A 21,197-nucleotide genomic window follows, 5' to 3' on the forward strand; every position below is an offset into this window, starting at 1 on the left:
GCTATCGGACGCCGGAGTCACCACCCGCGACCCCGACGAGGTCCGCCAGCCCGGAGATGGTCAGGACGGGGGTCAGCAGAGGGTTGGCGATGAGCGTGATGTGGTCGGCGTGGGCGAACAGGACGCTCAGCCCGGCGCTGTCGAGGTATTCGACCGAGGTCAGGTCGAGGACGACGGGCCCCGGGGTGCTCTCGAGAGCGGCCGCGAGGGCGTCGGTGTTGCTCATGTCGATCTCACCGGCCGCGGTCAGGAGAGCGGCGCCGTCCGGGCGAACCCCAGGAGTGAGGGTCAGGGGTGTGGTCATCAGGCGATCCTCATCTGCATGTCGACGGTGGTCCCGTACGGGCCGGGGGTGATGGTGACCTGCTGCATCATGGCGCGCATGAGCGCGACGCCCCGGCCGCGGTGGGAGTTCGCCTCGGGCTCGGGGGACTTCCAGCGGCCGGTGTCGGCGACGGTGAGGCGCAGGTTGTCGACCGACGCCTCGGCCCGCAGGCGGACGATGTCGCCGGGGGCGTGCCGGTGGCCGTGCTCGATGGCGTTCGCGCACGCCTCACCGGCGGCGACCAGGACATTCTGGACGATCTGGGTCGGCAGGTCGCACTGGCCGAGCCAGCTCCGCAGCGCCTTGCGGACGGGTGCCAGCTGGGACGACTCGGCGGGGAAGGTCATCTCCAGCGGGGCCGGGTGCCGGTAGAGCAGCAGAGCGACGTCGTCGTCGTAGCCGTCCGAGGGCGCCAGGCGGATCATGACCTGGGTGGCGAGGTCGTCGACGGCGACGTTCCTGCCGTCCTGTACGGCCTGGCTGGCCTGGTCGATGCCCGAATACAGCGGGCGGCGGCGGCGCTCGACCAGGCCGTCCGTGTACAGCATGAGCGTGGCGCGGGCGGGGATGGTCGTCTCGCTCTCCGGGCGGGTCGCGCCCGGGCGTACGGCCAGCGGAACGGAACGCCCGCCGTCGAGCAGGCCGGTGCTGCCGTCGGGGTGGGCGAGGATCCCCGGCGGGTGTCCTGCGCTGGAGTAGGACAGGCGCCCGCTCTCCGGATCGAGGACGGCGCAGAAGACGGTGGTGCACCTGGCGCCGGGGACCCCGGCGGCGAACTGGTCCAGGGCCATGAGCACGCGGGCCGGGCTGTCGTCCTGCAGCAGCAGCGCGCGGCACGCGCTGCGCAGCTGTCCCATGACGGCGGCGGCCTCCACCCCGCGCCCGACGCAGTCGCCGACCACGATGCCGATGCGCCCGCCGGGCAGGGCGATGGTGTCGTACCAGTCGCCGCCGACCTCCAGGGGCCTGGTGGCGGGCTCGTAGCGTACGGCGAACCCGTCGGGAAGCTGGGAGGGGCCGAGGATGGCGCGCTGCAGCGCGATGGCGGTCTCGCGTTGCTGGTCGATCTGGTGGGCGCGCACCAGTCCCTGGGCGAGACGCCCGGCCAGCAGCGACAGCAGCACCTGGTCCTCGCCGGTGAAAGGCCGGTGGTCGCCCAGGTCGATCCACAGGGCCAGCTGGCCCTCGGGGTGCTCCAGCAGGATGCCGGCCCCGTCGCGGTCGGCGACCGGGGTGAGCAGCGGCCGCCGCAGCAGATCGGTGAGGACGCGGCGGCGCTCGCCGGGCAGCCCGCGCCAGTCCACCGGCTCGCCCGCGACGGTCAGGGTCGCCTCCTCACCGTGATCGAAGACCGCGGCGAGGACCGACCGGGCGCGCCACAGGCTCCGCAGCTCCCGCAGGGCGCCGACCAGCGCGTCGGAGAGACTCCCGGCCTGGGACAGGCTGGTGCTCAGCGAGGCGAGAGCGGTCTCGCGCTGGATGGCGTAGTGCTCGGCGGTGACGTCGCGGAAGGTGCCGACGACGACGTGCCGCCCGGTGTCGGGATCCTGCGCCTGGTTGAAGGTGACGCTGACCCACAGCCGGTGCCCGTCGCGGTGGGTGACCGGGATGGTGTAGCTGCCCTGGCCCGGGCCGACAAGGCCGCTGAAGGCGTCGGCGACCTGCTGGTGGGCCGCGGGATCGGTGGCGGCGTCCGGCCACCACGGGTGGATCGGCGTGTAGGGCAGGTTCTCGGGGCCGTAACCGAGGATGTCGGCGAAGGCGCTGTTGATCTCGACGACGGCGCCCTGCTCGTCGCAGACGAAGAACGCCTCCTGCAGCGAGTCCACCAGCGCGCTGCGCCAGCGCGCCTGGTGCTGGCGCAGCCGCGCCATGTCCATGTTCGCCCTCACCCGCGCGAGCAACTCCGCGGCGGCGAAGGGCTTGACCAGGTAGTCGTCGGCCCCGGCCTGCAGCCCCTCGATGGACGCCTCCTGACCCGCTCGAGCCGACAGCAGCAGCACGGGCACGGCGGCCGTACGCGGATCGGACCGCAGCGCCGCGACCAGAGACAGACCGTCCAGTCGCGGCATCATCACGTCGCTGACCACGAGGTCGGGGGCGTCCGCGCGGATGCCGTCCAGGGCCTCCATCCCGTCGCCGGCGGTGCTGACGAGATAACCGGCGCCCTTGAGGAGACGGACGAGATATCCGCGCATGTCGGCGTTGTCGTCGACGACCAGCACCCGCGCCGGGGCGGACGAGCCCCCGGACCGGGCGGCGGAGCCGTCGTGGGACGGCAGCCCCATGGTGTCCCCGGTGGCCTCGCCGGTCTCGTCCCCGGGCAGCCAGCGCAGCGCCTCTTCGACGTACGGGTCCGCGGTGGTCGCGCCGGAGCCGGCGCCGGACGTGGTGATCGCCTCTGCGGGCAGGTGCGCGGAGCCGTACGGCAGGCGGATGGTGAAACGGGTGCCCTCACTCTCGGCGCTGTCCGCGCTGATGGTGCCGCCGTGCAGGCCGACCAGCTCCTGCACGAGGGCCAGCCCGATGCCGCTTCCCTCGTTGGACCGCGAGCGCGCGTTCTCGATGCGGTGGAACCGCTCGAACAGCCGCGGCACCTCGTCGGCCGGGACGCCGATGCCCGTGTCGGTGACGGTCACCACCGCGTGGCCGGCCTCGCCGCGCACGGTGACGCCGATCGCGCCCTCGAAAGTGAACTTCAGCGCGTTGCTGAGAAGGTTGAGCACCACCTTCTCCCACATGCCGCGGTCGATGTAGACCGGCTCGTCCATGGGAGGGCAGTCGACCCGGAAGTCCAGGCCCGCCTTGTCGATCGCGGAGCGGAAGAGGCTCGCCAGCTCGGCCGTGACGGCGGCCAGGTCGACCGGCTCATAGCTGGCCTGCATCCGGCCGGCCTCGATGCGGGAGAAGTCCAGCAGGGTGTTGACCAGCTTGCCCAGCCGCAACCCGTTGCGGCGGATGACCTCCAGCTCCTCGCGCACCTGCGGGTCCGCCGCCTGCAGACGGCCGCGCAGTTCCTCCACCGGCCCCATGATCAGGGTCAGCGGCGTGCGGAACTCGTGGCTGATGTTGGAGAAGAAGACGGTCTTCGCGCGGTCGAGCTCGGCCAGTTCCTCCGCCCGCCGCTGCTGGGCCTGGTAGCTGCGGGCGCTCGCCACGCCCGCCGCGACGTGTCCCGCGGCCAGCTCGATGAACCCGCGGTACGCCTCGTCCAGAGAACGGAAGCGGTTGAGCGCGGCCACCAGGAACCCGTACGGCGCACTGCCCTGCTGGAGCAGCGGCACCACCAGCGCCTGCGTGGGCGGCTCGGGCCATGCTCCGGCCGGGAGACCGGCGAAGGGGGCCCGGTGGAGTGGAACAGGGTCGAGCGGCACGATCACCGACTCTCCCCGGGCCAGCGCCGCCGCGGGCCACACCGCGTCCGGGTCGTCGGCCGGCAGCGTGAGCGGGGCGGCCGGGTGCCCGGCGGAGATGCCGGTCACCCCTGCCAGCCGTGCGCCGCCGCCGTCCTCGAACAGGTAGGTCATCGTGAACGGAAGGTCGTGCAGGTTGCGGCCCAGCTGGCGGCAGGCGAAACCCAGCATCTCCTGCTCGGTGCGGACCACGCTGGGGTCGGACCCGAGATCCCGCAGCGTCGCCATGCGCCGCTCGCCGATGACCCGCTCGGTCTCCTCGCTGACGACGCACAACATGCCGACCACGGCGCCGGAGTCGTCACGGAGGGGGCTGTAGGAGAACGTGTGGTAGCTCTCCTCCGGATAGCCGGCCCGCTCCAGGAACAGCAGCAGCGCCTCGTCCCAGGTCGCCTGCCCCGTGGCCAGCACGGTGTCGATGCGCGGGCCGATGTCGTCCCAGATCTCCGCCCAGACCTCGCTGGCGGGCCGGCCCAGCGCCCACGGATACTTCCGGCCCAGCGTGTCGCGCCGGTAGGCGGCGTTGCAGAAGAAGGTCAGCTCCGGCCCCCACGCCATCCACATGGAGAACCGGGACGACAGCAGGATGCTCACCGCCGTCTGCAGGCTCTGCGGCCACTCCTGCGGCGGCCCGAGCGGAGTGGCCCCCCAGTCCACCGACGCCAGGTCCCGGCCGACCTCGTCGTCGGCGAGGAACACCCCGGCCCCGGCCGCTACCGGCAGCCCCTGCTCAGCGTCCTCACAGCGCGTCACTTGACACCCTTTCGTTCACGCCGAGCCCAGCCCCACCCGCGCCGCACCCATGCCGTGCCGTGCCGTGCCGTTGCCACGCGGCGGGTCCCGCAGAGGGGTGGGGGAGGTCGGTGACATGTGCGCAGCAGGATACTCCGGCCCGTCGAATCCGGATTAATCGTGCGGAATGTGTGTCCTCGGCCTGTCGCCCGCCGGCAAGCCGAGGGTGTGGGCGGAGCAGCGCGAGGACCCGCGGCACCTGGGGGTGGATCGGATGGGACCTGCGGGTTCTACGCTGAAGTGGACACGTGCCGGCGGTGTTCCCCCGTGCCGCTGTGACGGATTTCGTCCGTCCGGGCCCGCGCGGCGCCGTCGGCCGTGGTTCTTCGCCATGCGCCGGCGAGAGCCCGGCATGTGGCGAGCGGTGGAGAGCGGTGGAGAGCGGAACAGTGAAAGGATCGCGAGGGTGACGGCAGGAACCGGTGACATCGAGAAGGCGGCCGATGTGCTGCGCGCCGGAGGCCTCGTGGCCCTCCCGACCGAGACCGTCTACGGTCTGGGCGCCAACGCCGAGGATCCCGCCGCCGTCGCGCGCGTCTTCCAGGTCAAGGGGCGTCCGCCCTCCCACCCGCTGATCGTCCACATCGCCGGCGCGGAGCACCTGGGCGACTGGGCCGAGGACGTGCCCGAGACGGCGCGCCTGCTGGCCGAGCGCTTCTGGCCCGGGCCGCTCACGCTGGTCCTGCGGCGTGGCCGCCGGGTGCCCCTCGAAGCGACCGGTGGCCTGGAGACGGTGGCCGTACGCGTGCCCGATCACCCCGTCGCGCTCGCGCTGCTGTCGGCCTTCGGCGGGGGCGTCGCGGCCCCGTCCGCCAACCGCTTCGGCTCGGTCAGCCCCACGACGGCGAACCACGTCCGTGCGGAGCTCGGCGACGCCGTCGACTTCGTGCTGGACGGCGGCTCCTGCGGGGTCGGCGTCGAGTCCACCATCGTCGACGCCACGGGCGACGTCCCGAGCATCCTCCGGCCCGGCGGGGTGACGCGCGAGGACCTCGAAGCGGTGCTCGGGCACCCGCTCGCGGTTCCGGCGACGAGCGCCGTCCGGGTGCCCGGCCAGCATCCGTCACACTACGCACCGCGCGCGCGGGTCGTCCTCGTCGAGCCCGGGAAGGTCGTCGCCGAGGCGGAGCTCGCACAGGAGCTCGGGCACCAGGTGGGCGTCTTCCTGCCCCCCTCCTTCGCCGGCGCCCAGGTGAAGGCGCACGCCGTGGTGGCGGTCCCCGGTTCGATGGACGCCTACGCGCGCGGGCTGTACGGATTCCTGCGCGAGCTCGACCAGCGGGGGTGCGACCTGATCATCGCGTCCCTGCCGGTGGAGGAGGGGCTCGGGCTCGCGATCGCGAACCGGCTCCGCCGCGCCGCGGGGCCCCGGCTCTCCGAGTGACCGGCGACCCTCCTCGTTGATCGCCGTCCCCCCGCCCGCCCTCGCCCGCCGTCCGCGACCAGGCCATGGACAAGGCAAGCGACCGCCTTCTCCACGTGTTGGTGCGATGTCCCCCGGCCGCCGCGGGTGACAGTGGAGCCCGGCACGGCGCACCACCGGAGGGGAGCAGAACCATGACGATCGGCCAGACCGTACCCGATACCAGGTTGGCGACGGAGGCCACGGAGTTCGTCCGCGAGGTCACCAGCGACCTGATCTACCACCATTCACGCCGTGTCTACTTCTTCGGCAGCCTGATGGGGCGGAGAAGGGACCTGAGTTTCGACCCGGAGCTGCTCTACATCGGCGCCATGTTCCACGACCTGGGGCTCAACGAGGAGTATCGCGGCAGCGGGCGGCGCTTCGAGGTGGACAGCGCCGATGCCGCCCGCCGCTTCCTGCTGGAACGCGGTGTGCCGGAGGACAGCGTCCGCCGGGTGTGGACGGCGATCGCCCTGCACACCACCCCCGGCATCCCCGAGTTCATGGAGCCGGAGGTGGCGCTGGTCACCGCGGGCGTGGAGTACGACGTGCTCGGCATCGGCTATCACGAGCTCGACGACGCCCGGCGGGCCGAGATCACCGCCCTGCATCCGCGGCCGGGTTTCAAGGAGGCGATCCTGCGGGCGTTCACCGAGGGCATCGCGCCCAGGCCCGAGACCACGTTCGGCAACGTCAAGGCCGACGTTCTCGAGCGCTACGTGCCCGGCTTCCGGCGGGGGAACTTCGTCGACACGATCCTCGGCTCCCCCTGGCCGGAGTAGGTCACCGCGAACCGTGACCGGGGACGACGCGGGCGATCCTCCCGCCCGCGTCCCCCGCGTTTGTCCCCCGTGCGAGCTACCGGTGAATGTCCACTGAGCGGTGACGATCCGGGAACGCCCGATCCGTAGCGTTACGACGCAGCCACGGCGCTGCGCCGCTCTTCCCGCTACGCCGCCGTGCGCGTCATCCCCGGCGTCGACTCCCTCACTGGAGGACCTCATGCTTCCCAGGATCAAGACATCCGTTGTGGCCGCGCTCTGCTGCACCGTGCTCGGCGCGGCGGTCGCCGGCTGCGACGGCGAAGCGCTGGAGAACTGGGACCCCCTCGCCCCCGCCACGCCGACAGCCGATGCCGCCCCGATCTCCGGGACCGAGAAGATCGAGGTCGGGGGCCGGTCGGTGAACGTGTCCTGTTCCGGCGACCCGGAGAAGGGCAGGCCCGTCGTCATCCTCCTGGCCGGGGCAGGCGACGGGCTGGACAAGCTGGCCGCCGTCCAGAAGACGCTGAGCACGCAGAACCGGGTCTGTTCCTACGACCGGCTCGGCGAGGGCGCGAGCGACCAGCCGGACGGCCCGCAGAGCTTCTCCAGCACCGGGAAGATCCTGACGGGCGTGCTCGACCGCGTCGCAGGCGACGGCCCGGTCGTCCTGGCCGGCCACTCGCTGGGCGGGCTGATCGCCGCCAGGTACGCCCCCGAGCACCAGGACAGGGTCAAGGGGCTCGTCCTGATGGACGCCACCCCGCCCACCATGCTGAACGACATGACGAAGGCGATCCCCGGCTCCGCCACCGGCCCCGCGGCCGAGTTGCGCGCGCAGAACCTCGCGATGTTCAAGGGCGAGAACCCGGAGAAGCTCGTCGTCGAAGACGGCCGGGTCAGTTCCGCCGGAGACATCCCGGTGGAGGTGATCCAGCACGGCACGCCGTACCTCGCGGCCGTCCCCAAGTACGGCCCGCGCCTGGAGCAGGCATGGGCCGCGGGCCAGCGCAAGTGGCTCGCGCTGTCCAGCGGCAGCAAGCTGAGCACGGCCGCGAAGAGCGGCCACTACATCTACGTCGACCAGCCCGATCTGGCCGTCCAGGCGATCGAACGCGTCACCACGCGGGCCGCGCGTCAGGCTCAAGCTGAATAGCCACGGATCCCACGGGTGCGAAGGCTGCGGTCCGGCGATGCGCCGGGACTACTCCGTGCCGTCCGCCGGCAGGCGCTCCGGCAGCCCGAGCCGCGGGAACCGGTCGGCGTGGAAGGTGACGATCTCGGTGATCGCCCCGCCGGTGATGCGCAGGACGTCGATCGTCAGCGGCAGATACGCGCCCTCCCGCTTCTGCCAGAGGTAGAAGGCGACGGCGGGCTGCCGGTTCACGGAGGTCTGGACGGCGCGCAGGTTCTCCAGGCGGTCGAAACCGTCCTCGACCCAGTCCTTCACCACAGCCTCGCGGCCGACGCACAGGCCCGGTGTGGGCGGCATCGAGCAGCGGACGTCGTCCCGTAGCAGTGCGGCGAGCCCGTCGATGTCCGTGGCCACGCTGGCGTCGGTGAAGCGCCGCACCATCTCGCGCGTCCCGGCGTCCTCCTCGCCGCCGGTCCAGTCCTGCCGCTCGGCGGGCAGGTGCTCCCGCATGCCGGCGCGGGCCCGCTGCAGCGCGCTGTTCACGGAGTTGACGGAGTCGCCGAGGAGCCCTGCGACGTCCTTCGCCGGCCAGCCGAGCACGTCCCGCAGGATCAGCACGGCCCGCGGACGCGGCGCGAGGTGCTGGACGGCGACCAGGTAGGCCAGCTCGATCGTCTCCCGCGCGACGGCGACGCTCTCCGGCTCGTCCGCGTCGCCCGCGGGCAGCTCGTCGAGCAGCCGGTCCGGATAGGGCTGCAGCCACAGCACCTCGCCGCCGGTCGCAGGCTCCGGGCGGCACTTGGCGAGCAGGTCCAGGCAGGCGTTGGTGGCGATCCGGTACAGCCAGGCGCGGAACGTCGACCGCCCCTCGAAGGTCTCCCGCCGCCGCCAGGCCCGGAGGAACGTCTCCTGCACCGTGTCCTCGGCGTCCTCGAACGACCCGAGCATCCGGTAGCAGTGCACGTGCAGCTCCCGCCGGTGCCGCTCCGCCAGCGCCGAGAACGCCGGCTCGTCGACGTCGCCCAGACCGCCCACACCCAGACCACTGGCACCCAGACCGCCCACACCCAGCTCCTCCAGCCGCGTGTCCGCACTCATCACGTCATCCTTCCGCCTCGACGTGTTCCGTCGTAGGTGTGACGGGTGCGGGCGCGACAACTCATCACCGGCGTCGGCCGGCATGGCCGAACGATGTCCGAGCGTGCGTGCCGGCTCGCTTCCGGGAGTGTCCGCGTAGATCCCGAACTCGGCTGACTACGCTGGATTCGCAAACTGTGTGAGGTCGCGGCCCGTGAACGGCTGGGCGCAGAAGGCCGAACAGGAGGCCCGTTGTGATCGGAATGCAGATCATCGGTGGACTGCTGGCCGTCGCCACGCTGACCGCGGCCACGCCTCCCTCCCCCTCGGACGAGCCCGCCCACGCCACGACGCCGCCCGCGGCCGTGGCATCGAGGCACCCCACCGAGACCCTCACGCCACTGCTCCGGCAGAGCCTCCCGAATGTGAAGGGCAAGACCTTCACCTCGGCGATCGTCGACTTCCCGCCCGGCGCGCGTGCGAGGCCGCACCGGCACGGCAAGGCGTTCGTCTACGCCTACGTTCTCGAAGGCAGCGTACGCAGCAAGCTCGCCGGCAAGCCCGCGCGCACCTATCACCAAGGCGAGAACTGGGTCGAGCAGCCGGGCGCCCACCACGTCCTCACCGAGAACACCAACCGCACCGAGCGGGCCAGGCTTCTGGTCGTCTTCGTCTCTGACACCGGAGACAAGCTCAAGGTCGACGACCCGACGTCGTAGCCCGTCCTCCGCGGCGAGCGGCGCCGCGGACACGGCCCGGCGTATGGTCGTCGCCCGCCGGCGTTGGCTGATGTTTCGAGTCCTGTACCAAGCGAAATCGACGCGTTGAGCGAGGCTTCGATGGAACTGCAGCGCATCGGCAAAATAGTGCATGGCCTGGGGATTTCGACCATTCGGTATGGTCTTGCGCTCAACCTTCTGGAGATCGGCCGACTGAAATTCGAAGACTACGAGGTGGACAACATCCGCCCCCTCGTGACCGCAAGCCCCCCGCTCGCGTGGCTCATCGCCCGGCTGGGGGAGAAGAAGTTCGCCGGATTGATCGGCGTCACCGAGATCGCCCTGGGCTCGCTGATCGCGGCGAAACCGATCGCGCCGAGAGTGTCGGCCGTCGGCAGCCTCGCCGCCGCCGGCATGTTCGCCACCACTCTCAGCTTCCTTGCCACGACGCCCGAGGCGTGGCAGGAGACCCACGGGGATCCGAAGCTGTCTATCACGGGGCAGTTCCTGCTGAAGGACATCGTGCTCCTCGGAGCCTCCTTGCTGGCGGCCGCGGACGCCCTGCAAGCCGCCGAGAGCCGGTAGCTCGGTGCCACGTGACGTACTCCGAAGGTCGTACGCCGGCCTGCCCTCACTCCTGATGCGGTAGCCGCGACAGGCTTCCCTCGGGTGACGACGGCGGCGAGCGCGGGCGGCAGCATCTCCAGTGGCCATCTCCTCTTCGGAAAGGACGCTGCCGATGCTGTTCATCGAGCTTCGAGTGCCTGTGGGCGTCTTCGACGAGCCGGCTCGACGGCGACTCGCCGAACAGCTCAGGGGGCGGCGGTTGCTGTCCGCCGAGTCCGGCACGGCGGGCGCCGATCCCGGCGTGATCGACCTGTTCGACTCACTCACCCACGTGGTGGTGCGGGAGGAGGAAGTCTGGGTCGCGGGCGAGACCCCGCATGATCGTGCCCAGCTCCCGTGGTGCGTGGTCAATGTGATCGTCGGGATGTGGGGCAAGGAGATGAGCGAGCACCTCATCTCCCGGATCACCGAGGAACTGGCGCAGGCCACGGGCGCATCCGAGCCCCGGGTCGTGGTGAACGTCATCAGCGTGCCCGAAGGAGGCTACGGACTGTACGGGCGGGTCCGCCGCTCCGCCGACGTCCTGCAACTGATCGAGGAAGCCAAGACCGGCTCCGCGGCGCCGGTCCCGGACGACATGATCGTGGATCCGGTCTGCGGCGCGACCGTGCCGCTCGCCGACGCCGTCATCCTGGAGCGCGACGGGCGGACGTACGGCTTCTGCTGCCCGCACTGCCGCGGCCACTACGCCAAACGGCTTCGCGAGGCGGAGGCGTCCTGACGACGGCCGCGGTCGCCGGTGGGGCCCGTCAACCGCGATCGGGCGTACGGAACGCTCGGCTTTGATTGCCTTTGCCGCGATTTGCCCTGCCCGTACGCAACGCTGTGGTCTTCTCCGGGTATCGGGCGTTGATGAGCACCACCCCCATCGCCGACCTCGCGTTGGTGTCCGATCGCCATTCCGCCGGCCTCATCAGCAGGGACGGATCGGCCGAGTGGCTGTGCTTCCCCCGGTTCGACGGGCCGTCGGTCTTCGCCCGCCTGCTGGACGACGAGGCCGGGCACTGGTCGATCCGCCCGGCCGTCCCTTTCGAGACGACGCGCCGCTACCTGCCGCAGACGATGGTGCTGGAGACCACGTTCCACACCGGGAGCGGCGTGGTCGTTCTCATCGACGCCCTGCTCACCGGACCGGACGACGGCGGCCACCGGCTCGGCGTCGGAGTGCCGCACCTGCTCGCCCGGCGGGTGTCCGGCCTCGGGGGCGAGGTGCCGATGGAGGTCGATTACCGGCCCCGGCCGGAGTACGGCCTGATTCACCCGATCCTGTCCGTCGTCGACGGCGGCGTGACCGCCCACGGCGGAGCCGAGTGGCTCGTGCTGACCACGCCGGTCCCCCTCCGCATCGACGACTGCAGCGGACACGGCGTGTTCACGGTGCGAGAGGGCGAGACGCTGCACTTCGGGATGCAGCGCTCGACGCTGCAGGAGACTCCCGCGCGGGTGTGGGACCAGGCGGAACTGGCGGCCCGGCTGGACGGCACGATCGCCGCCTGGCAGTCGTGGTCCAGCCTCCACCAGGCGTATGACGGCCCGTGGTGCGACCTGGTGCACCACAGCGGGCGGGTGCTGCAGGCGCTGTCCTTCCAGCCCAGCGGCGCGATCGTCGCGGCCGCCACGACGTCGCTGCCCGAGTGGGCCGGCGGTGAGCGCAACTGGGACTACCGCTACACGTGGGTGCGGGACGCGTCACTGACCATGAGCGCCCTGTGGGTCGCGGCCTGCCCCGACGAGGCGAGCGACTTCTTCTCCTTCCTCACCACCGCGGCCCCGTCTCTGGACAAGGACCGCGCGCTGCAGATCATGTTCGGCGTCCGCGGCGAGCACGACCTGACCGAGCGCACCCTTCCGCACCTGCGCGGCTGGCGCGGCAGCCGACCGGTACGCGTCGGCAACGGCGCGTGGAACCAGCGGCAGATCGACGTGTACGGCGAGCTGCTGGACGCGGCCGCGCGCCTCGAACGCCAGATCGGCGGCATAGACGACGACGTCAGGCGCTTCCTCGTCGCCTGTGCCGACACCGCGGCCGAGCGCTGGACGGAGAAGGACCAGGGCATCTGGGAGATACGCGGGGAGCCACGCGACTTCCTGTACTCCAAGCTCATGTGCTGGGTGGCGCTGGATCGCGGCATCGCCCTCGCCGGTCTCCTGCGGGCGCAGGATCGTACGCAGTCCTGGCGGCGGACCCGCGCCGAGATCCGCGACACGCTGCTGCGCGAGGGCTGGAACGAGCGGGTGGGGGCGTTCACGCAGTCCTTCGGCTCCGACGAGCTGGACGCCAGTGCCCTCATGGTGCCGATTATCGGCTTCCTGCCACCCGACGACCCGCGGGTGCTGTCCACGATCGACGCGATCGCGGAACGGCTCACCGACGATCAGGGGCTGGTCTACCGCTACCGCACCGCGGACGGCGTCCACGGTGTCGAGGGCGTCGACGGCCTCGCGGGAGAGGAGGGCACCTTCCTGTTGTGCTCGTTCTGGCTGGCGCAGGCGCTCGCCGTGTCCGGGCAGGTCGGCCGGGCCAGGGAGGCGTTCGAGCGAGCCGCCGCGTTCGCCAACGACGTGGGCCTGCTGTCGGAGGAGGTCGACCCCGGGAGCGGCGAGCTGCTCGGCAACTTCCCGCAGGCGTTCAGCCACATCGGGCTCATCAACGCCGCCTGGGCCATCGACGAGGCCGAACGAACCGCACGGGCCGGCGGGGCGGCCTGAACAGGCGCAGGGGAAGCAGCCAGATCGCGGACTCGGAGACGAAATCCCCACCCTTGCGCTAGTTGTACGCCACCGTTCGCCCCGTATCGTCCCCCTCAGTGATCCCGGCTGCGTGAGAAGGGACCCGCATGTCCGACGACGCGGTGCGACGCGTTTTCCGATCAGTCGATTCGTTCGATCCCGACGATTTCGGGCGACTGCTGGCCGAGGACGCCACGCTGGTATTCGGCAATGCCGAACCGCTTGCGGGCCGCGAGGCCATCGTCGCCGGACTGCGGGAGTTCTACTCCACCATCGGCGGCCTGCAGCACCGGATCGTCCGGAACTGGCGGGTGGACGCCGACGTCATCGCCGAGACCGAGGTGACCTACCGGAGGCTCGACGGCAAGGACGCGAGCGCCGTAGCCGTATCGATCTGGCGCACCCGCGACGACGGCCTGATCTCGGACTATCGCATATTCGTCGATCTCGCCCCCGTCTACGCGGTCTAGCACTCCACCGTCTACGCGGTCGAGGTGGCACGAGAACGGGACAGAAGCCGACGCCTGATGGGCGCGAAGATCGGAGACCGGATCGGCTGACCGTCGCCGCTCTCAGCGTCCTCTGGCCGTGATGGTCCGCCATTCACCCTCCCACCCGGCCACGGCGCGCCGCGCGGTCCACGCGCGGCGTCCGGACCGGACGAGATGACCGGCGGTCCAGATGCCGCCGGCCACGGTCGGTCCCGCGAGCAGGGCGATCACGACGACCATGGCGGTCGGCGCGGGGCCGGGAGCCGGCTCCTCGCCGCCGTCGACCCACAGGGCCAGCCGGTCTCCTGCCCGGTGCCCGGAGGTCGTCACCGTTCTGCCCGTGTGGGTGCGGCCGTCCTGGCCGGTCCAGACGACCTCCACCGCCGTGGCGGGCAGAGCAGCGGACCGGGCCGCGGCGACGGGGGTCCGGAACACCCGTACGACCTGGGCGGTCACCTGCCGGTGGCCGTCGGTGTAGGCGTCCGCGTCGTGGATCAGGAGCGCGCTGACGATCGCGCTGGTCACGCAGGCGACGGTCATCAGGAGTGCCGGCGTCAGGACGCGCCCTGTCGATGAGGCGTGCACGATCTTCCCTGCAGACTTCTCAGAGGCCGACGTCACGGCGCAGCAGGTCGTCGAGGCCTTCGCGGCGCACGACGAGGCGGGCCTTGCCCCGGCTGACGGCGACGACCGGCGGGCGGCCGGTCATGTTGTACGTCGAGGCCATCGAGTGGTTGTAGGCGCCGGTGGCGGCGACCGCGAGCACGTCTCCGGGGCGGATGTCGGCGGGGAGCGCGGCGGCCTCGGCCAGCGTGTCCCCGCTTTCGCAGTGGTGGCCGACCACGGTGAAGTCGCGCTGGCCCTCGTGCGTCGCCCGGCCGATCATGCGCATCTCATACCGCGAGCCGTACATCGCGGGCCGGGGATTGTCGCTCATGCCTCCGTCGACCGCGACGTACGTGCGGCGCAGCCCCTTCTTGACGGCGATCACCCGGTAGAGCGTCACGCCGGCGGGCCCGGCGACGGCCCGTCCGGGTTCGACGGTCAGCCGCGGCGCCGGCAGGCCGATGCCGGCGCAGCGCCTCTCGACGGTCGCGACCAGCGCGCCGAGCCGGGAGGGGGCCAGGCCGGTCTGCCCGCGCGTGTACGCGATCGCGTGACCGCCGCCGAGGTCGAGCTGGGGCAGCGTCACGCCGTGCGCGTCGCGGATCCGCGCGAGCTGCTCCACCAGCACACGGGCGCTCTGCTCGTACGGCTCGGCGGCGGTGATCTGGGATCCCAGGTGGCAGTGCAGGCCGACCAGTTCCAGGCGCGGCTGGCGGAGGATGCGGTTCACCGCCTCCCTCGCCCCACCGGCCGCGATCGACAGCCCGAACTTGTGGTCCTCCCCGCCCGTGCGGATGGCGGCGTGCGCCCCGGCTTCGATGTCGGGAATCACCCGCACGAGCACCTTCTGCCGCATCCCGGCGGGGACGAGCGCGGCGAGGCGGTTGATCTCGGCGAGATCGTCGATGACGATGCGGCCGACGCGTTCGTCCACCGCGGCGCGCAACTCCGCCGGGGTCTTGGCGTTGCCGTGGAGGATGATCCGGTCCGCCGGGAAGCCGGCGGCCCTCGCCACGGCCAGCTCACCGGCCGAGCACACGTCGAGGGCGAGCCCCTCTGACCGCACCCAGGCGGCCATGGCCCGGCACCAGAACGCCTTGGCGGCGTACGCGACCTCGGCCCGGGGCAGCGCGGCGCGGTAGGCGCGGCAGCGCAGGCGCACGTCCACCTCGTCCATCACGTACGCCGGGGTGCCGAAGCGCGCGGCCACCTCCATCAGGTCGACGCCGCCGACCTCCGCATGCCCGTAGGCGTCGAAGCGCGCGGTGGCCGGCCAGGGGCCGTCGGCCGTCTCCGTCGTACGCGGTGGTGTGATCAGCAGGCTCATTTCGTTCTCTTCTCCGCCAGGAGCGCCTGGCCGAGTCCGGTGACCGTACGGGTCACGATCTGGGTGCAGGTGGTGTCGGCGCCCGCGTCGCGGAGCGTCGCCACCGCCAGTTCGAGGTCGTCCATGCTCCGGCAGGCCACGCGTACCTCGATGTCGGCGTCGCCGAGCAGGACCAGCGCGCTCAACACCGCCGGTATCCCACGCAGCCGCCGCTCGTAGGTCGCGCACGTCACGTCGTGGCGCAGCCGGACGCGTACGACGGCCTGGATCGGGCGGCCGAACGCCGCGGGGTCCACCTCGACGCGGACGGCGGCCAGCGCGCCGCTGTCACGCAGCCTGCGCAACCGGGCGGAGACCGTGCTGTCGCCGAGCGCGAGGTCGCGGGCGAGGGCCCGCACCGGAGCACGGCCGTCTCGCGTCAGCGCCTGGAGCAGCGACCGGTCGACGTCGTCGAGGGATCTCACCACACACCGCCTCCTGAACGGCCCTGACGAGCCGAACGGGCAACAGCCCGGAAATGGGACACACGACACGCTAAGCACGGGCCAGCCCAGAGGCGGGCGATCCTGACGCGATCCCTACGGCGGGCCCGCTTAATCTGACGCCCGATTGACACGCACTGCTTGTGAGGGGACGGCCGGCCGGTCGCCCCGCGGGAGCGGACGCCGCACCCCCCCGAGACGCGTGAGCCCGCCCACGAGACCTCGTCACCCGAGGGCCCGTCGTCACGTTCGGTGATCGAACAACTTCCGCTCTTGACGCCTTCTTGACGCCCTGGCCTCTCTGACAGCGATAAACACGCCAGTAGTGTGCATGCGTTGCTTTACGCGTCCTTGATGCCGGAGGTGGCCAGGTTGGGGCGTTCTGTCGCCACGCCGACGGGTCCGGTGCGTACCTGGTTGCTCGAAGGTCTCCAGACCGATCGCAAGGAGATCGAGCACGGGCCGCACGCGAAGCACCCGTGGTGGCGGGTGATGTGCCTGACCGGTGTGGACTACTTCTCCACGCTCGGCTACCAGCCGGGGATCGCGGCGCTCGCGGCCGGGTTCCTGTCTCCGCTCGCCACGGTCTTCCTGGTCGCTCTCACGCTGCTGGGCGCGCTGCCGGTCTACCGCCGGGTGGCGGCCGAGAGCCCGTACGGCCAGGGCTCGATCGCGATGCTGGAGAAGCTGGCGCCGCAGTGGTGGGGCAAGCTGTTCGTCCTGGCCCTGCTCGGCTTCGCGGCCACCGATTTCGTCATCACCATGACGCTGTCGGCCGCCGACGCGACCGCGCACATCCTGGAGAACCCGTTCGCGCCGCACTGGCTCCAGGGACAGCGGGTGCCCGTCACACTGTTCCTGCTGGCCCTGCTCGGCGGAGTGTTCCTGATGGGCTTCACCGAGGCGATCGGCATCGCGGTGATCCTCGTCCTCGTCTACCTCGCGCTCAACGCCGTCGTCGTGGTCACGTCGATCATCCACGTACTTCAGGCGCCCCAGATGGTCGTCGACTGGACGCACACGCTGGACGCCGGCTACAGCGGCCCACTGGCCATGATCGGCCTGTCGCTGCTGGTCATGCCGAAGCTCGCGCTGGGCATGTCGGGCTTCGAGACCGGCGTCGCCGTGATGCCCGTCGTCAGGGGCGACGTACGGCAGCGCATCACGGGCACCAAGCGCCTGCTCACCGTGGCCGCCCTCGTCATGAGCGTCTTCCTGATCTTCTCCAGCTTCGTCACGACCATGCTGATCCCCCACGAGGAGTTCGGGGAGGGGGGCAAGGCGAGCGGCCGTGCGCTGGCCTACCTGGCGCACACGTTCCTCGGCGAGTGGTTCGGCAGCGTGTACGACGTCTCCACGATCGCGATCCTGTGGTTCGCGGGCGCCTCGGCGATGGCCGGCCTCATCAACCTGGTGCCGCGCTACCTCCCCCGGTACGGCATGGCGCCCGAGTGGACCGGCGCGGTGCGGCCCCTGGTGCTCGTCTTCGCGGCGATCGCGTTCGCCATCACGATCATCTTCGACGCCGACGTGGACGCCCAGGGCGGCGCCTACGCCACAGGCGTGCTGGTGCTGATGCTGTCGGCGGCGGTCGCGGTGACCCTGTCGGCGTTCAGGAGGGGCCAGACGGCCGCCTCGATCGGCTTCGGGCTGATCGCGGCGGTCCTCGCCTACACGCTGGTCGACAACGTGGTCGAGCGGCCGGACGGCGTGAAGATCGCTTCCTTCTTCATCGCCGCGATCATCATCACCTCGGTGATCTCCCGGGCCACCCGTTCCACGGAGTTGCGAGTGACCGAGGTCGACCTGGACCCGTTGGCCGAGCAGTGGGTCAACGGGGCCGGCGGCCTGATCCACCTGATCGCCAACGAGCCCCATCAGCGTGACCAGGACGAGTACAACGACAAGCTGCGCGAGCAGTGGTTCAACCACCGGCTGCGCAGCGACGAGCCGGTGATGTTCGTCGAGGTGACCGTGCCGGACGCCTCGGAGTTCGAGACGGAACTGCACGTCCGGGGCGAGGAGCGCTACGGGCACAGGATCCTGCGGATCGAGAGCTCCGCCGTGCCGAACTCACTGGCCGCGCTCCTGCTCCACCTCCGCGACCGCACCGGCGCGGTGCCGCACATCTACTTCCACTGGGCCGAGGGGAACCCGGTGCTCGCCATGCTGCGCTACCTGGTGTTCGGCGGCGGCGACGTGCCTCCGCTCACCCGCGAGGTGCTGCGCAAGGCGGAGCCGGACCTCGAGCGCAGGCCTCACGTCCACGTCGGCTAGTGGGCTGGTCCCCGCCTCTCGGTGTGCTTCTCGGGGTCCTGCCGGTCGAGGTCGTGCCGGAGACCGCTGGGGTTCTCCTGCCCGCGTGAAGGCGGATTCCCGGCCGTCGGCGGCTCTGCGAATCGGTCTTGGTCGGTGAGGTTCTGTTGGAGGATGCACATCACGCGGTCCTGGGGATCGGCCGGCTCATCACGCCGGCGGGGTCGATCACGATGCCGATCACGCCGAGATCATCGGTCATGCTCCGCAGCGCGGGCTCACTCAGGCGGACCCATTCCTGGCCGCTGCCCAGCACCTTCGTCAGCCGGAGCGGCGAGGTGAAGGCCACCGCCGTCCGCGTGCCCGCGGCCGTACGGAACAGGCGTAGCGCCAGGGAGAACGAACTGCGGCGAACCGGCACATATAAGGGATCTTCGAGCATCTCATGCCTTCCAGAGGACTCTACGAAGGCAACGTTAGATTCCACGCGACCAGCGGGAACGCCATCGCTACGGAATCCCGACGCCGTGCCGCGGAAAGCTGACGCGACGTTGACGCATGGCCGCGGTCCTGGTCGCGCCCGCGGGTGACGGCGCGCCGGCCATTCGACTGCTTCTCCACCCGGCCGGCGGCGTAGGAACCGCGTAGCTATTCCGGCGTCCGGCGTATGAAAGGCGTCAAGAACATCAGGGCCTCCTCGAACCTGGCGCTTTGCTGGTTTGTGGCCGTCTGTCCGGCGGCCAGGCAAGCATCCGGATTTGAGGAAGTGAGATGGCTGACGTCATCTTCGTCGCCCTGACGCTCGCGATATTCGCGATCTGCGGGCTCGTGGTGAGGGCGGTGGAGCGCCTGTGAGCGCTGTCAACGCCGTGGGTCTGGTCGTGGCCGCCGGCCTGGTGATCTTCATGGTCGCGGCCCTGCTGTTCCCGGAGCGTTTCTGATGTCGCCGACCACGGCCGGGATCCTGTTCATCGCATCCCTTGTCGTCGCCCTGGTGCTGACGCACCGGCCGCTCGGCGACTACATGTACCGCGTCTACAGCGGCACGCGGCACCTGGCCTTCGAGCGAGTGATCTACCGTCTCATCGGGGTCCGGCCGGACACCGAGCAGCGATGGGGCGTCTACGCCCGCAGCGTGCTCGCCTTCTCGGCCGTCTCGATCCTGTTCCTCTACGGCTTCCAGCGCCTGCAGGACAAGCTGCTGCTGAGCCTCGGTTTTCCCGGGGTGACGGACCACGTGGCGTGGAACACCGCGGTCAGTTTCGTCACCAACACCAACTGGCAGGCGTACTCGGGTGAGTCCGCGATGGGCCACCTCGTGCAGATGGCCGGCCTGGCGGTGCAGAACTTCGTGTCGGCCGCGGTGGGCATGGCCGTCGCGGTCGCGCTCGTGCGGGGCTTCGCCCGCAAGCAGACGGAGAATCTCGGCAACTTCTGGGTGGACCTGGTCCGCGGCACGATCCGCATCCTGCTGCCGATCGCGTTCGTCGGGGCGCTCCTCCTGGTGGCCGGCGGCGTCATCCAGAACCTCTCGGGCGTCCACGAGATCTCCACGCTGGCCGGGGGTACGCAGGGCATCACCGGCGGGCCGGTGGCGAGCCAGGAGGCGATCAAGGAGCTCGGCAACAACGGCGGCGGCTTCTACAACGCCAACTCCGCCCACCCCTTCGAGAACGCGGCCTCCTGGACGAACTGGCTGGAGATCTTCCTGATCCTCATGCTGCCGTTCGCGCTGCCGCGCACCTTCGGCCGCATGGTCGGCGACCGGCGGCAGGGCTACGCGATCGTCGCGATCATGGGCGTGCTGGCCTTCGCCTCCGTCGCGCTGGTCACCGGGCTGGAGATCGCGCACCACGGCACCGTTCCTCAGGCGGTCGGCGCCGCGATGGAAGGCAAGGAGGTCAGGTTCGGCGTGCCGAACTCGGGGACCTTCGCCGCGGCCACGACGCTGACCTCGACCGGCGCCGTCGACTCCTTCCACGACTCGTTCACCGCGCTCGGCGGCATGATGACGATGTTCAACATGATGCTGGGCGAGGTGGCGCCCGGCGGGGTGGGCGCCGGCCTGTACGGCATGCTCGTGCTCGCGGTGATCACCGTCTTCGTCGCCGGCCTCATGGTGGGCCGTACGCCGGAGTACCTGGGCAAGAAGATCGGCTCGCGCGAGATCAAGCTGGCCTCGCTCTACTTCCTGACCACCCCGGCGCTCGTGCTCGTGGGCACCGCCTTGGCCATGGCCTCGCCCGAACAGCGGGCGAGCATGCTCAACTCCGGGCCGCACGGCCTGTCCGAAGTGCTCTACGCGTTCACCAGCGCCTCCAACAACAACGGGTCGGCGTTCGCCGGCATCACCGTGAACACCCCGTGGTACGACACCGCGCTCGGACTGTGCATGGCCTTCGGCCGGTTCCTGCCGATCGTCTTCGTGCTCGGCCTCGCCGGCTCGCTGGCCAGGCAGGCCCCCACGCCGGCCTCCGCGGGGACGCTGCCCACCCACCGCCCGCAGTTCGTCGGCATGGTCGTCGGCGTGACGATCATCGTGGTGGCGCTGACCTTCCTCCCCGCTCTGGCTCTCGGCCCGCTCGCAGAAGGAATCCAGTGATGACAGTGCTCCAGGCGCCGGAAGCTCCGGGCCATGCGCCCGCTCCCGGGAAGGGCGGCAAGGTGAGCAGCGGCCTGCTCGACCCGAAGCAGCTCGTCACCTCGCTGCCCGACGCGCTGCGGAAGCTGAACCCGGTGACGCTGTGGCGTAACCCGGTGATGCTCGTGGTCGAGGTCGGTGCGGCGTTCACGACCGTGCTGGCGTTCGGTGATCCCTCGTTCTTCGCCTGGGCGATCGTGGTGTGGTTGTGGCTGACCGTGCTGTTCGCCAATCTGGCCGAGGCGGTGGCCGAGGGCCGGGGCAAGGCTCAGGCCGCGACGTTGCGGGCGGCCAAGCGCGACACCACGGCCCGGCGTCTGGCGGACCCGGGCGATCCGGCCCGGTGGGAGGTCGTGGGCGCCCCGGAGTTGCGGCAGGGCGATCATGTCGTGGTCGAGGCCGGGGAGGTG

At 71.0% G+C, this 21,197-nt stretch carries 18 protein-coding genes and 1 pseudogene; 12 read left to right on the forward strand and 7 right to left on the reverse strand.

What is annotated here, in order from left to right:
* Nucleotide 1: 1 nt before the first annotated feature.
* Nucleotides 2-304, reverse strand: coding sequence for an STAS domain-containing protein (locus BXA11_RS38535; protein ID WP_076442691.1), 303 nt, complete (start codon nucleotides 302-304; stop codon nucleotides 2-4).
* On the reverse strand, nucleotides 304-4,491 hold the full coding sequence (locus BXA11_RS38540; RefSeq protein WP_076442693.1) for a SpoIIE family protein phosphatase: 4,188 nt from the start codon (nucleotides 4,489-4,491) through the stop codon (nucleotides 304-306). The genes BXA11_RS38535 and BXA11_RS38540 overlap by 1 nt, the downstream gene beginning before the upstream one ends.
* Nucleotides 4,492-4,936: 445 nt before the next feature.
* On the opposite strand from BXA11_RS38540, the gene BXA11_RS38545 reads away from it, so the two are divergent.
* The 3 genes from BXA11_RS38545 to BXA11_RS38555 all read left to right on the forward strand — a co-directional run bounded on the left by BXA11_RS38545 (nucleotide 4,937) and on the right by BXA11_RS38555 (nucleotide 7,852).
* A complete protein-coding gene (locus BXA11_RS38545) occupies nucleotides 4,937-5,914 on the forward strand; it encodes an L-threonylcarbamoyladenylate synthase (RefSeq protein ID WP_076442695.1) in 978 nt (325 codons plus the stop codon).
* A 173-nt stretch (nucleotides 5,915-6,087) separates the two neighbouring features.
* On the forward strand, nucleotides 6,088-6,717 hold the full coding sequence (locus tag BXA11_RS38550) for an HD domain-containing protein (protein ID WP_076442697.1): 630 nt from the start codon (nucleotides 6,088-6,090) through the stop codon (nucleotides 6,715-6,717).
* Between the two features lie 220 nt (nucleotides 6,718-6,937).
* Nucleotides 6,938-7,852 carry an alpha/beta fold hydrolase gene (locus BXA11_RS38555; protein WP_076442699.1) on the forward strand — a complete coding sequence of 305 codons (915 nt, stop codon included), beginning with the start codon at nucleotides 6,938-6,940 and terminating at the stop codon, nucleotides 7,850-7,852.
* Nucleotides 7,853-7,900: 48 nt separating this feature from the next.
* Here BXA11_RS38555 and BXA11_RS38560 read toward each other — a convergent pair whose 3' ends face one another.
* Nucleotides 7,901-8,929 carry an RNA polymerase subunit sigma-70 gene (locus tag BXA11_RS38560; protein ID WP_076442701.1) on the reverse strand — a complete coding sequence of 343 codons (1,029 nt, stop codon included), beginning with the start codon at nucleotides 8,927-8,929 and terminating at the stop codon, nucleotides 7,901-7,903.
* Between the two features lie 242 nt (nucleotides 8,930-9,171).
* Between BXA11_RS38560 and BXA11_RS38565 the strand changes: the two genes are divergently transcribed.
* The 5 genes from BXA11_RS38565 (at nucleotide 9,172) to BXA11_RS38585 (ending at nucleotide 13,454) form a co-directional block, all read left to right on the forward strand.
* Nucleotides 9,172-9,627, forward strand: coding sequence for a cupin domain-containing protein (locus BXA11_RS38565; protein WP_076442721.1), 456 nt, complete (start codon nucleotides 9,172-9,174; stop codon nucleotides 9,625-9,627).
* Nucleotides 9,628-9,747: 120 nt separating this feature from the next.
* A complete protein-coding gene (locus BXA11_RS38570; protein ID WP_076442703.1) occupies nucleotides 9,748-10,212 on the forward strand; it encodes a DUF417 family protein in 465 nt (154 codons plus the stop codon).
* A 154-nt stretch (nucleotides 10,213-10,366) separates the two neighbouring features.
* Nucleotides 10,367-10,975, forward strand: coding sequence for a tautomerase family protein (locus tag BXA11_RS38575; RefSeq protein WP_076442705.1), 609 nt, complete (start codon nucleotides 10,367-10,369; stop codon nucleotides 10,973-10,975).
* A 131-nt stretch (nucleotides 10,976-11,106) separates the two neighbouring features.
* Nucleotides 11,107-12,963, forward strand: coding sequence for a glycoside hydrolase family 15 protein (locus BXA11_RS38580; RefSeq protein WP_076442723.1), 1,857 nt, complete (start codon nucleotides 11,107-11,109; stop codon nucleotides 12,961-12,963).
* A gap of 128 nt (nucleotides 12,964-13,091) precedes the next feature.
* Entirely contained in the window at nucleotides 13,092-13,454 is a 363-nt protein-coding gene (locus BXA11_RS38585; protein WP_076442707.1) for a nuclear transport factor 2 family protein, read from the forward strand.
* Between the two features lie 102 nt (nucleotides 13,455-13,556).
* Here the strand turns inward: BXA11_RS38585 and BXA11_RS38590 are convergent, their stop codons facing one another.
* The 3 genes from BXA11_RS38590 to BXA11_RS38600 all read right to left on the reverse strand — a co-directional run bounded on the left by BXA11_RS38590 (nucleotide 13,557) and on the right by BXA11_RS38600 (nucleotide 15,875).
* Nucleotides 13,557-14,000: a hypothetical protein gene (locus BXA11_RS38590; RefSeq protein WP_143734771.1), complete on the reverse strand. Its 444-nt coding sequence runs from the start codon at nucleotides 13,998-14,000 to the stop codon at nucleotides 13,557-13,559.
* 79 nt (nucleotides 14,001-14,079) lie between these two features.
* Nucleotides 14,080-15,408 carry a diaminopimelate decarboxylase gene (gene lysA, locus BXA11_RS38595; protein ID WP_076442711.1) on the reverse strand — a complete coding sequence of 443 codons (1,329 nt, stop codon included), beginning with the start codon at nucleotides 15,406-15,408 and terminating at the stop codon, nucleotides 14,080-14,082.
* Nucleotides 15,405-15,875 (reverse strand): Lrp/AsnC family transcriptional regulator, encoded by a 471-nt coding sequence (locus BXA11_RS38600; RefSeq protein ID WP_051762722.1) that lies wholly within the window; start codon nucleotides 15,873-15,875, stop codon nucleotides 15,405-15,407. Before BXA11_RS38600 ends, lysA begins: the two co-directional genes overlap by 4 nt.
* Nucleotides 15,876-16,253: 378 nt before the next feature.
* Between BXA11_RS38600 and BXA11_RS38605 the strand changes: the two genes are divergently transcribed.
* Complete coding sequence (locus BXA11_RS38605) at nucleotides 16,254-18,167, forward strand: APC family permease (protein ID WP_373320709.1); 1,914 nt, start codon at nucleotides 16,254-16,256, stop codon at nucleotides 18,165-18,167.
* A gap of 160 nt (nucleotides 18,168-18,327) precedes the next feature.
* Here BXA11_RS38605 and BXA11_RS38610 read toward each other — a convergent pair whose 3' ends face one another.
* Nucleotides 18,328-18,588: an SAV_915 family protein gene (locus BXA11_RS38610; protein WP_143734772.1), complete on the reverse strand. Its 261-nt coding sequence runs from the start codon at nucleotides 18,586-18,588 to the stop codon at nucleotides 18,328-18,330.
* A 409-nt stretch (nucleotides 18,589-18,997) separates the two neighbouring features.
* On the opposite strand from BXA11_RS38610, the gene kdpF reads away from it, so the two are divergent.
* From kdpF to BXA11_RS38625, 3 genes and pseudogenes are all read left to right on the forward strand, one after another.
* On the forward strand, nucleotides 18,998-19,087 hold the full coding sequence (kdpF, locus tag BXA11_RS38615) for a K(+)-transporting ATPase subunit F (protein ID WP_051762724.1): 90 nt from the start codon (nucleotides 18,998-19,000) through the stop codon (nucleotides 19,085-19,087).
* Nucleotides 19,087-20,748 (forward strand): potassium-transporting ATPase subunit KdpA, encoded by a 1,662-nt coding sequence (kdpA, locus tag BXA11_RS38620; RefSeq protein ID WP_076442717.1) that lies wholly within the window; start codon nucleotides 19,087-19,089, stop codon nucleotides 20,746-20,748. Before kdpF ends, kdpA begins: the two co-directional genes overlap by 1 nt.
* A pseudogene (locus tag BXA11_RS38625) lies at nucleotides 20,748-21,197 on the forward strand (potassium-transporting ATPase subunit B); the annotation flags it as partial. The gene kdpA and the pseudogene BXA11_RS38625, both read left to right, overlap by 1 nt.

Origin of the sequence: Microbispora rosea (assembly GCF_900156315.1) — a bacterium.
GTDB lineage: Bacteria > Actinomycetota > Actinomycetes > Streptosporangiales > Streptosporangiaceae > Microbispora > Microbispora rosea.

What these genes read in the sequence shown, in the direction of transcription:
- BXA11_RS38535 (WP_076442691.1), bottom strand. Translation starts at nt 304, where the DNA reads ATGACCACACCCCTGACCCTCACTCCTGGGGTTCGCCCGGACGGCGCC.
- BXA11_RS38550 (WP_076442697.1), top strand. Translation starts at nt 6,088, where the DNA reads ATGACGATCGGCCAGACCGTACCCGATACCAGGTTGGCGACGGAGGCC.
- BXA11_RS38555 (WP_076442699.1), top strand. Translation starts at nt 6,938, where the DNA reads ATGCTTCCCAGGATCAAGACATCCGTTGTGGCCGCGCTCTGCTGCACC.
- BXA11_RS38560 (WP_076442701.1), bottom strand. Translation starts at nt 8,929, where the DNA reads ATGAGTGCGGACACGCGGCTGGAGGAGCTGGGTGTGGGCGGTCTGGGT.
- BXA11_RS38565 (WP_076442721.1), top strand. Translation starts at nt 9,172, where the DNA reads ATGCAGATCATCGGTGGACTGCTGGCCGTCGCCACGCTGACCGCGGCC.
- BXA11_RS38570 (WP_076442703.1), top strand. Translation starts at nt 9,748, where the DNA reads ATGGAACTGCAGCGCATCGGCAAAATAGTGCATGGCCTGGGGATTTCG.
- BXA11_RS38575 (WP_076442705.1), top strand. Translation starts at nt 10,367, where the DNA reads ATGCTGTTCATCGAGCTTCGAGTGCCTGTGGGCGTCTTCGACGAGCCG.
- BXA11_RS38580 (WP_076442723.1), top strand. Translation starts at nt 11,107, where the DNA reads ATGAGCACCACCCCCATCGCCGACCTCGCGTTGGTGTCCGATCGCCAT.
- BXA11_RS38585 (WP_076442707.1), top strand. Translation starts at nt 13,092, where the DNA reads ATGTCCGACGACGCGGTGCGACGCGTTTTCCGATCAGTCGATTCGTTC.
- lysA (WP_076442711.1), bottom strand. Translation starts at nt 15,408, where the DNA reads ATGAGCCTGCTGATCACACCACCGCGTACGACGGAGACGGCCGACGGC.
- BXA11_RS38610 (WP_143734772.1), bottom strand. Translation starts at nt 18,588, where the DNA reads ATGCTCGAAGATCCCTTATATGTGCCGGTTCGCCGCAGTTCGTTCTCC.
- kdpA (WP_076442717.1), top strand. Translation starts at nt 19,087, where the DNA reads ATGTCGCCGACCACGGCCGGGATCCTGTTCATCGCATCCCTTGTCGTC.